Below are 10,755 nucleotides of genomic sequence, written 5' to 3' on the forward strand. Positions count from 1 at the left end.
TATCCTGTAAAGTGTCCATAGTGGCCGTTGCCTTTCTGCTGAATCGGTTACTTTCACAAAAACGATTCTAGGCAATGGTCACTTCTATCTCAAAGTGGCTCCTGACACCAACTTTCGGCACACGATCGTTGAACTGCCCCATAGTTGACCTGAATTGTGAAGAACACTGGGCAAACAGTGTTCAATGATGCTTCGGCGGGTGCCATTAGGTGTGTTTGAGTGTGGAAAGCTGGAAGTTTTGACCATTTTTTCTCTAAAATTAACCTCGCGTCTTTGCGGCACGGGAATTCTTGCCGTCAATCCCGCATCATGCGGGTCCAGCTTGCTGTATCTCTTTCGGAACGTGGCTATACTTCTTAGCAAAATTGTCACGAAACATACCAGCCAACTTCACGGCTTGCAAATCGTATTCCGCACGGCTAGCCCACGACTGCACCGGATCTAACATGTAGGACGGACAACCCGGACAACTACTTGGCACCATAAATCCGAAGTGAGCGTCCCGCACATAGTCCACATTATCAAGTTGCCCATCTAAAGCAGCGTTCACCATAGCACGTGTGTATTTCAACGGCATTCGCTCACCACGCCCATTCCACCCCGAATTGACCAAATATACATCGGCGCGGGCATTGCGAACCTTTTCCTTTAACATTAGCGCATAGCGAAGTGGATCTAGCGGCAAGAAAGGCTCTCCGAAACAAGTAGAAAACGTGGGCACCGGTTCGCTAACACCAACTTCAGTTCCCGCTACCTTAGATGTGTAACCGCTAAGAAAATAATACATTGCCTGATTTAGATTGAGTTTCGCAATGGGTGGCAACACTCCAAAAGCATCGGCTGTCAAGAATATAACCGTACTGGGTACGCGTCCCTTGCCATCAGCTTGTATATTTGAAATATAACTTACAGGATATCCCACGCGCGTATTCTCGGTTATGCTGCTGTCGGCAAAATCAAGCTGTCGCGTCTTGGGATTTACCACCACATTTTCTACCAACGCACCAAAGCGAATTGCATTGTAAATATCGGGCTCGTGCTGTTCGCTAAGGTCGATGCATTTTGCATAACAACCACCTTCGAAATTAAACACCATATCATCAGCCCAACCGTGTTCATCGTCGCCTATCAAACGCCGTGTCCTATCGGTAGAAAGCGTAGTTTTGCCCGTACCAGATAGTCCGAAAAAGACCGCGGTAGAGCCATCTTGCGCCATATTGGCAGAACAATGCATGGGCAACACACCCTGACTGGGTAACACGTAATTCATTATCGAAAATACCGTCTTTTTTATCTCGCCCGAATAACGCGTACCAGCAATTACTACTTTCCTGTTAATGTAATCTATCATTACGGCTGCATCGCTTCGCGTGCCATCGCGCTTCGGATCGCACTTGAAACTTGGTGCTACCAAAAATGTGTAATCAGGCTGAAAACCAGCTAACATTTTTTCGCTAGGACGGCGCAACAACTGATTGGCAAACAACGCCTGCGAAGCCAACTCGCCAACAATACGAAACTGTTTTGCATAATCGGGAGGCACGCCAGCATACCCATCAAACACATAGATATCACCGTCTGAAAGATGAGCCGCCACACGGCTATAAAGCGCATCAAAAACTTCCTGAGAAATTGCTACATTAACCGCACCCCACGCTATTTCATCATGCACTTCAGAAGAATCAACAATAAATTTATCTTTAGCAGAACGCCCGGTACGCAAAGCCGTGTTCACAACTAAAGCACCGGTTTCAGAAAGCACGCCTTCACCATTGCGCAGCGCATGTTCCACCAAATCTGCCACAGCTAAATTGCGATACACATTTTGTGTGGGTTGAATGCCTGTTTCTTCCAAAGCATGCAGACTCATGTCTCTCCTTTTGTTTGACTACATGGATTGTAGCGGAAAGATGCGCTCTTTAACCAGCTGTACGCCTATACTATATTCATGCAAGTATAAAGCAAACTAGACTAGCTCATTAAATTCTAAGCGAAAGGCAAATCATGACTTGGACGATTTACGATCAATTAATTGATGGAGTTCCAGAAGATGTACAGGTAATAGATTATTGCCTCGGAAAAAACTGGAGCTATGTAGAAGCTGAAAGTGCAATGGGAGTTTCTTTCACCTGTAGCGGCGGTACTAAACCCACCGACAATCGCGATTTTCGCCAACTGCCTTTGCGCGAAATGGCAAAACTTTCCAAATCGTGGTGTTTTGAAGAAGCCACATTAGGAATTGCCGCCCTGAATGCTTGGTATGGGCAAAAGCATCTTATAGACAAGATGGGCGCAACTTATGACAAGCCCATCGAATTGCCGGATGGATCTATTCACAAAATTGACGCTTTCGAAATTATGCGTCCACGCATCGAACAAACCGAAAATGCCGAAGTTGTTGTTGTCGGGCATTTTCCCCACGTAGATCGCATATTGGAATACGCAAACCTAACCGTATTAGAGCGCAACTGCCGAAGCGAACTAGATACACCTGATCCGGCGTGCGAATACGTACTTCCAAATGCCAATTTTGCATTCATAACAGGGGTTACACTAGAAAATAAAACCTGTCCACGCCTGCTAGAGTTGGCTTGCAACGCCCACGTAACAATGGTTGGACCCTCAGTAGTTATGTCGCAGGTACTTATGGATGCAGGTGTTAACATGTTAGCTGGCAGTATTGTTTTAGACCCCGAACGCGCGCGACAATCCGTGAAATCGGGCGGCGCAATGTCGTTTGGCGGAGCCTTGCAGATGGTTAGCGCAGAAAAGCTCCAATAGCACCTACAATACACCTTTGCGCTTTCAAAACACTGAAAGGAAGCAGTTATGCGGGTACTTTTAGTTGAAGACGACAATGCAATAGTGCATGCACTAACCGATATTCTGTCCGCTGAAGGTCTGTCTACTGTATCCGAAAGCACTCAATCAGCAGCATTGGCACAACTTGAATCGCAGCACTTCGACATAGCGCTGCTAGATGTTACGCTCGCCGAGGGAAATGGCTTTGCAGTATGTGCTGCAGCGCGCAAGACAGCGCCTTCTATGCCTATCATTTTCCTTACAGCATCAGATGATGAATACTCAACCGTTGCCGGCTTAGACATGGGTGCTGTTGACTACATTTCAAAACCGTTTCGCGCGCGCGAACTGGTATCGCGCATCAAAGCAGCGCTTCGCCAAGCAAATCCAGCCGAGCGAATACTTAGTGCAGGTGATATACAACTTGATGCCACATCGGCTCAGGTAATGAAAGCCGGACAGGAACTTTTTCTATCCGCATTAGAATATCGACTTCTGCTCTATTTTTTGCAGCATAAAACCCGACTAATCACGCGCGAAAACCTAAAGGATGCCATTTGGGATAGCGCAGGCGAATATGTATCAGATAACGCAATAAATGTATATATAAAGCGTCTGCGCGAAAAAATTGAAACCGACCCGACAGAGCCGCAAATAATAACAACGGTACGCGGCATGGGATATAAAGTGGGTAAATAAGTGGGTTCCTACTCTACACTACTAAAACAAAGCATTGCTCTGGCGATAGTAATAGCGCTAATAACTTGCTTGGCTCCGCCTAATGCAATGCTTTGGTGTGCAGGAGTAGGCATTGCCGCGCTGGCTTTCTTCATAGCAATATCTCTTTGGCGGCACCGACAAATTATGCGCCTCTCAACCAGTATTGACGAAATACTGCATAGTGGGCATCGTGTAAAACTTGCCGAATGCCGCGAAGGCGATGTAGCTATCCTATCCAACGAGCTAGAAAAAATGGTAGCGTGCTTATCGCGCACAACCGAGCAGTTGCAGCAAGAGAGAAATGCATTAGCCAACTCATTGGCAGACATATCGCATCAAATACGAACACCGCTAACGGCGGTAGAGTTAATGCTTCCAGATATAGAACGTATAGACAACCCAGAACAGCGCAAACGCGCAGTTCGCAACTTAGAAGAAATGCTAGAGCGTATAGCATGGCTTGTAACCACTCTGCTAAAAATTGCGAAAGTGGACGCAGGTTCTGTACAGGCACGCACAAGTCATATAAAAGTGGCAGATATTATCAAACGCGCTATAGCTCCACTAGAAATTTCTTTCGACATTCGAGATATTACCTTAAAAATAGACATCGAAGACAACGCGGCTTTTACAGGAGACGCACTTTGGACAGCTGAAGCTATAGAAAACATCCTGAAAAACTGCATGGAGCACACACCGGCAGGCGGCGAAGTTCGCATTCAAGCATCTGAAAACACGCTGGCAACTACTATAACCATAAGCGATTCGGGATGCGGAATAGCACCTGAAGACCTACCGCATATATTCGAGCGTTTCTATCGCGGCGAAAGCGATTCAATTTCTTCCTCAGAGGGCTTCGGCATAGGACTGGCCTTGGCTCGAGCCCTAATATCTGTCCAAGGCGGCATGCTACGAGCCGACAATTCACCCGAAGGCGGCGCACGTTTCCAAATAGCTTTTCCAAAATTGATAGTGTAGCCCCAGCGGCTACACGACTAAATAACTATTTTGTAATTTATAAGTCATTTAAGCGCAAGATACGCGACGCATAATTTTCTACAAGCCAAAAACGCAGTAGAAAGGCAGATAAAATGGATATATTAACTGTCGATCATCTAACGAAAACATACGGAGAAAATGAAGCCGCAACACACGCGCTAAATGATGTTAGCTTTTCAGTGGCAGAAGGTGAGTTTGTCGCCATAGTGGGCTCTTCGGGGTCGGGCAAATCTACCCTGTTGCATTTAATTGGAGGCGTAGACAGACCAACATCGGGAAACGTATCTGTAAACGGCATAGATGTTTACAGTTCAACCGACGAGCAGCTAGCCGTATTTCGTCGCCGGGAAGTTGGGCTGGTTTATCAATTTTACAACTTGGTTCCAGTGTTAAATGTAGTTGAGAATATGACATTACCTGTGGCTTTAGATGGGCGCGCAGTAAACGTGCAGCGCCTTAGCGTATTGCTAAGCAAGCTAGGGCTGCGCGGACGCGAAGGACACTTGCCCAGCCAGCTATCGGGCGGACAACAACAGCGCGTAGCAATAGGTCGTGCCCTCATGAATGCGCCGTCAATTGTGCTAGCTGATGAACCTACAGGCAATCTAGACACGAAAAACAGCCGCGAAATTATGCAGCTACTTCGCGATTCAAACAAAGAAATGGGTCAAACGATGCTGGTTATTACCCACGACGAAGAAATAGCTCTTAGCGCCGATCGGGTAATAGCCATAGAAGATGGACGCATAGTGCGCGACGAGAGGATACGTCGATGAACGCCATGGGCAGATTCACGCTTAAATCGCTGCGCGCAAACAAGGTTCGCACCGCAGTAACAGTAGCAGGCGTAGCTCTCGCGGCTGCACTTCTAATAGCCGTGCTAACTTCGCTTACCACACTGAACGACTATCTTTATCACGCCGAAGAAGCTACGTCGGGCAACTGGATGGCGATGTCAAAACTAGACGATACAGATAATCCCACACAACAGCTAAACGAAGCTAAGGAAGCGGGCAAAATTGACGATTACGCCGTGTTGCAAGATGTAGGCTTTGGACAACTTAGCAACAAGCAACGCAATGTATTTGGATACTATTTCCCCATCGTTAACATTTCAGAAAATGCAGACACGCTGTGCGGTATACATGTGACGGAAGGTCGCATGCCAGAAAATGAAAATGAAATTATCGTTATAGATACATGGAAAAAGCGCGAAGGTATAAAAATTGGCGATACGCTTGAAATGCCTGCTGGTCAGCGCATGGCAGTACTGACAGACAACGCAAGCACATCCACCGCAGAACAGCCTGGCAAAAGCGATGCAAACAGCAATAGTGCCAATATAAAAGAAGGCGATATTTTAGATTCCTCAATAGAATACCTAGACGCAAGCAAAGATGGCGGCACCTTCAACGAAACACTTACCAACATACAAGAGCGCAAATTTAGTGTTGTAGGTTTTTGTGACTATATTCCATACTCTCTATACTCTATATCTTACGACATCGGCATAGCGGCTTTCACCGCAAACGACCCAAATGCCAACGGCGCGGCTTTTGGCTATATAACAATGAGCGGAATGTCGAACACAGAGCAGATTGAACAGCGCGCCGAAGAAGTTTTTTCAAACTCGCAAGACATAACGCTGCATTCCAGCATGTTGCGTTACATGTGGATACGCGGAGATGGCGCAATCTGGAACACCTTTTTCGGCATAGTCGCCGTACTTGCATCCGTTATTATCGTGGCATGCGTTTCGCTTATCTATAACGCGTTCGCAATTTCTGTTGCAGAACGCATGGGACAGTTTGGTTTGCTTTCTTCTATAGGGGCATCACGCAAACAGCTGCGCCGCTCCGTTATGCTAGAAGCGCTTTTAGTGGCTATTGTAGGCATACCACTTGGCTTACTAATTGGCATAGGAGGATGCGCGGTTACATTCGCTGCGCTAGAGCCTTATCTTATTGTTGCAATTGGCGGCAAAGTGCCTTATGTCATATCTGTATCACCATGGGCTGTAGTTTTAGCTGCCTGCCTTACATTTGCAACAGTAATACTGTCGGTATTTATACCCACTTGGCGCGTTGGGCGCGTAAGCGCCATAGATGCACTACACAGCACAAATGAAAGACGTGTATCAAAACGCGGACGCAAAAAATCAGCAAAGCGCACCGATCTTGGCAGTTTATGGAAAAAGCGCAGAATTACAAGCCGTATATTCGGAATAGGCGGCACGCTGGCACATATCAACAATAAGCGCGGAACATCTAAAGGTAAAACTGCAGCGATATCTCTTGCTTTGGCAATAGTGTTATTAATGACGGCAGGATCGCTGAATACCTTTATAGGCTATCTAGTTAAAGCAGCCGATGAAACCGTCAAATACGATGTAGGAATAGGCGCACAGCTCGAACCAGATGCAAGTCTAGATATAAATTCACAAATTCAAATATACGAAGACGCATACAATTCAATGTGCCAAGATGCCAACGCACAGCCCCAAGGTTGGTTACTAAGCAACTTAATGCCTATCGTGTTTCCTGAAAATTTAGCAGGCGACAGCTTCCGTAACACAAACGACAGCTCAGCCCCTACACCCACAAATGGAGGAAAACTAGCAGATGATTCATATGGCGCACTTGTCTATCTTATGTATATCGACGACAACACCTTTAACGCATTTGCTGAAAAAATAGGAGCTAGCCCCGCCGAATTCTATAACCCAGACCATCCAAAAGCCATTGCCACAAAAAGCATATACGACAACAACGGCACCACTTACCAACTAAACGAGATATTCAAGCAATCTGGAAATGTGCAGGTTATAACTGGCGGCGACTATAAAGGCACACCCGTTTCAGGATTTGGATGCGAATATTCCACTAACACCGAAACTGGCGAAGCAGCTTTTACCTTTGTGCCAAGCATTAAAGGCGAAAACGACACTACCACAACTGTACCGATGGAGGACGTGCAGGTTCAAACAGAATCGCTAGACATTGCGTATCTGGCAGATGAAATGCCCGACATTGTCGGCATGACAGGAACGCCCCGTTTAATAGTTCCTATGTCGCTTGCACAAACGCATTCGTTCGGCACCACTTCTCCATCGTTTTCCGCAGCGTTTAACGCAAAAGACAACAAACATGAAGAATTGGCTGAATCGCTTACAAATATAGCTAAAAACCAACTTAATTCAGCATCCGGCGAAAAGCTAGCTTGGTTTACAGTTAACGACTACCTGATTCAGCAAGACAATGCGCATATGATGGCTACAATAGTAAATGTATTCTGCCTGTTATTCACCAGCATACTTACACTTATTGCTGTAGCAAACGTTTTCAACACCGTAACAAACAGCTTAATATTGCGCAGGCGCGAATTTGCAGTCATGCGCTCTATCGGGCTATCCGACAAACAATTCCGCACAATGATAATGAACGAATGTGTAAGCTTCGGCATAAAGGGGCTAATTCCCGGCATGTTGCTATCCGCTGTTGTGTCGTATTTGCTGTTCAGCATGGTTACACAATCTATGTCGGGGCTTGCATTTAACTTCCCGTGGACATACGCCGCCATAGCCATTGCAATAACAACCCTAGCTATGGGCGTATCTGCTGCATTTGGAATGCATCGCTGCAAAGCCAACAATGTAGTTGAAGCGCTGAGAATGGATAATATCTGATTGCACCAATAGCGAAGCAAGGTATGCGGCGCTATATTTAAAAGCTGCCGCATACCTTATATATAGCTGCCCCTTTCGTGGTACACTTCATTTGAAAACGCCACGAAAGGCAGGGTATGACCGCAAACAATAAATCGAAATTGAAGCTGCTTTACATCATGCAAATGCTTCAAAATGAAACTGACGAACAACATGGCATTTCTATGGCGCACATTATCGAGAACCTGAATGAACTTGGAATATATGCCGAGCGTAAAAGCGTTTATCGCGACATAAATGTACTTCGCGAATTCGGTATGGATATAAAAATTTACAAGCGCAAACCCGTAGAATATGCGATAGCGCAGCGCAGCTTCGAATTGCCGGAATTAATGCTGCTAGTAGATGCCGTTGAGTCGAGCAAATTTTTAACCGTGCGCCAAAGCCGCGCGCTTACTACAAATATCAAACTTCTAGCCAGCAATTCGCAACGTAAGCAACTAGATCGGCAGATACACGTAGCCGGACGCATTAAGAATAAAAGCGATGGCGTTTTTGAATACATTGACACTATTCACAAAGCACTACGCGATCGCAAAAAGATATCGTTTGTGTACTGCAAATATGGGGTAGATGGCAAAAAGCATCCCACGCACGATGGCAAACCACACATAGTAACGCCAGTTAAGGTTGTATACGCCGATGGTTTCTACTACCTTACCACGTGGAATGACAAGCACGAAAACTTTACGGAATTTCGCATAGACCGTATGGAGCGCCTAAAAGTGTCGGACGAACACGCCGCCAGCAACAACGCCATAAGCAACCATATGTTCGACGAAACCGCACATGAATACTTTGGGCGCTTCGATGGTGAAGGTGTAATAGCCACGTTACACGTGCAGGGCGATAAGGTGGAAATACTAATGGATCGCTTTGGCGAACATGCGCGTATATCCCCTATAGGTGAAAATGAAGCACAAGCGCTTGTGCGCATTCGAAAAAGCGAACAGTTCTTTGGATGGATAGCCAGTATGGGTGGTGCGGTTACAATAGACAAACCAAAAAGCCTACTGCAAGAATACAAAGACTATCTAAGAAGACTTCTAGAAAACTAGACATGTTTTAAGGCTTACCCAGCAAGTGCACAAAACCTGAGAAGAATATTCCATTACCACTAAAAACTCTTTAGCATTGAAAACTACATCACAAAATCCTTCTCGATTTTGCTCATCTTACAAACAAGCCGACTCTTGTCTCCGGGAAGAGATACGAACCCTCGCTTTTCATACCACGAAATCAAATTAACGTTCAGGGCATCAACGACAAGCAGCCTAGCAGCCGCATATTTACTAGCTTGAAGAGCATACCATTTCGCACAATTCAGAACCGCCGTTCCATACCCGCTGCCTTGACGTGATACCTCAACCCCCATCTTACCCAAAAGAATAGCCGGAATATGACCAGTTATGCCACCCTGCTGAGACCGCGATAAATCAGATGAGAGTATAGATGTCGAACTTAGTGAGAAAAAAGCGACAGGTAGCTTTTTGTTGTCTCGGCATATATGTACGGTGCAACCTCCGCTCCGAATATCCTTGATGCTAGACTGATGCAACCACCTATCAAGCGCTTCTTCGCCGCAAGCAAAAGAACGAACCATCTCATAAGTATCCTCGGATAAAAGAATAATATCGGTAAACCACGCGTCAGGCATCTAGTCAAAACTCACCTAATCTTCAAGATAGTCTAGAAGCCACAAAAAATCCGAGTCTTTAACATAAAGATTGCGTGGATGATCAAATCGAGGAACACAGTGATCTTTCCGAACGTTTTCCGGAGAAGCGTAGAGACCTGAGTAGTACGCAGCCATAGCATTTCGCTCGATTACAGCAGCACCCGACCCGGTATGTCCGTTGTAGGCATTCGCCCAAGGTGACTCATTATGCGTAAGATGCTCAAGATCATCACCAGACATCACGCCGTATGTAGCAAGAACAGCATCTATGAGACGCTGATCCTCAAGACAGAGCCGACTTGCATCACCCGTTATGCTATGTGCATAAACCATGCGAAGATGTTGATGTTGACGTGAAACAGAGGGCACTACAGGTCCATGCTCCCACGCCTGAATCTCATCTAGAAATAGAGGTCTACCATTCACAACCATACTCCATGCCTGGCAATAGTAAAGAAGCTTCTGAATCTGATAGCCAGTCAGCGACCCCTTTTTATCAAGCATATACTTTGCAACATCCGATGCCGTAGCCTGTAACGTTTGCGCATTATCGTTCATAGCGTCCCCCCTTTCCATAAATCAGATTTTACAACATTAGTTCGTGTCTTCACAGCAAAACAATTAGGCTTTTCAATTCTGACGTTATCTTGACACATTTTGGGTAAGTCTTAAAACGTGTGGGATTTAGCATGGTTTTCGCCATCCCTTGCCTACCCACACGTTTTCTACCTGTTTTTGCGTGGTGCGCTGTTTTGCACCCTTCCACATGCCCCCAAGCCTTACAGTTTGACGAACAGGACGGGCGTCATTATTCATCGAATAGAGGGACGGG

The 10,755-nt window shown here is 45.9% G+C and carries 9 protein-coding genes; 6 read left to right on the forward strand and 3 right to left on the reverse strand.

Going from position 1 to position 10,755, the window contains the following annotated elements; genetic code table 11:
- Nucleotides 1–307: 307 nt before the first annotated feature.
- Nucleotides 308–1,870, reverse strand: coding sequence for a phosphoenolpyruvate carboxykinase (ATP) (gene pckA / locus G7Y37_RS08875; protein WP_165063110.1), 1,563 nt, complete (start codon nt 1,868–1,870; stop codon nt 308–310).
- Between the two features lie 134 nt (nt 1,871–2,004).
- On the opposite strand from pckA, the gene G7Y37_RS08880 reads away from it, so the two are divergent.
- The 6 genes from G7Y37_RS08880 (at nt 2,005) to G7Y37_RS08905 (ending at nt 9,303) form a co-directional block, all read left to right on the forward strand.
- The gene (locus G7Y37_RS08880; protein ID WP_165063111.1) at nt 2,005–2,781 is read left to right on the forward strand and encodes a DUF364 domain-containing protein; all 777 of its coding nucleotides are present in this window, start codon (nt 2,005–2,007) and stop codon (nt 2,779–2,781) included.
- 48 nt (nt 2,782–2,829) lie between these two features.
- Nucleotides 2,830–3,501, forward strand: coding sequence for a response regulator transcription factor (locus tag G7Y37_RS08885; RefSeq protein ID WP_165063112.1), 672 nt, complete (start codon nt 2,830–2,832; stop codon nt 3,499–3,501).
- Nucleotides 3,502–4,500, forward strand: a complete 999-nt coding sequence (locus G7Y37_RS08890) for a sensor histidine kinase KdpD (RefSeq protein ID WP_165063113.1) — start codon at nt 3,502–3,504, stop codon at nt 4,498–4,500.
- A 113-nt stretch (nt 4,501–4,613) separates the two neighbouring features.
- Entirely contained in the window at nt 4,614–5,297 is a 684-nt protein-coding gene (locus tag G7Y37_RS08895) for an ABC transporter ATP-binding protein (protein ID WP_165063114.1), read from the forward strand.
- Complete coding sequence (locus G7Y37_RS08900; protein ID WP_165063115.1) at nt 5,294–8,206, forward strand: ABC transporter permease; 2,913 nt, start codon at nt 5,294–5,296, stop codon at nt 8,204–8,206. The genes G7Y37_RS08895 and G7Y37_RS08900 overlap by 4 nt, the downstream gene beginning before the upstream one ends.
- Before the next feature lie 116 nt (nt 8,207–8,322).
- On the forward strand, nt 8,323–9,303 hold the full coding sequence (locus tag G7Y37_RS08905) for a YafY family protein (protein ID WP_165063116.1): 981 nt from the start codon (nt 8,323–8,325) through the stop codon (nt 9,301–9,303).
- Nucleotides 9,304–9,386: 83 nt separating this feature from the next.
- Here the strand turns inward: G7Y37_RS08905 and G7Y37_RS08910 are convergent, their stop codons facing one another.
- A complete protein-coding gene (locus G7Y37_RS08910) occupies nt 9,387–9,902 on the reverse strand; it encodes a GNAT family N-acetyltransferase (protein ID WP_165063117.1) in 516 nt (171 codons plus the stop codon).
- A 15-nt stretch (nt 9,903–9,917) separates the two neighbouring features.
- A complete protein-coding gene (locus G7Y37_RS08915) occupies nt 9,918–10,481 on the reverse strand; it encodes a Panacea domain-containing protein (RefSeq protein ID WP_165063118.1) in 564 nt (187 codons plus the stop codon).
- Nucleotides 10,482–10,755: the final 274 nt, after the last annotated feature.

This window comes from Adlercreutzia sp. ZJ154, from assembly GCF_011039055.1.
In the GTDB taxonomy this organism is placed as follows: Bacteria; Actinomycetota; Coriobacteriia; order Coriobacteriales; family Eggerthellaceae; genus Adlercreutzia_A.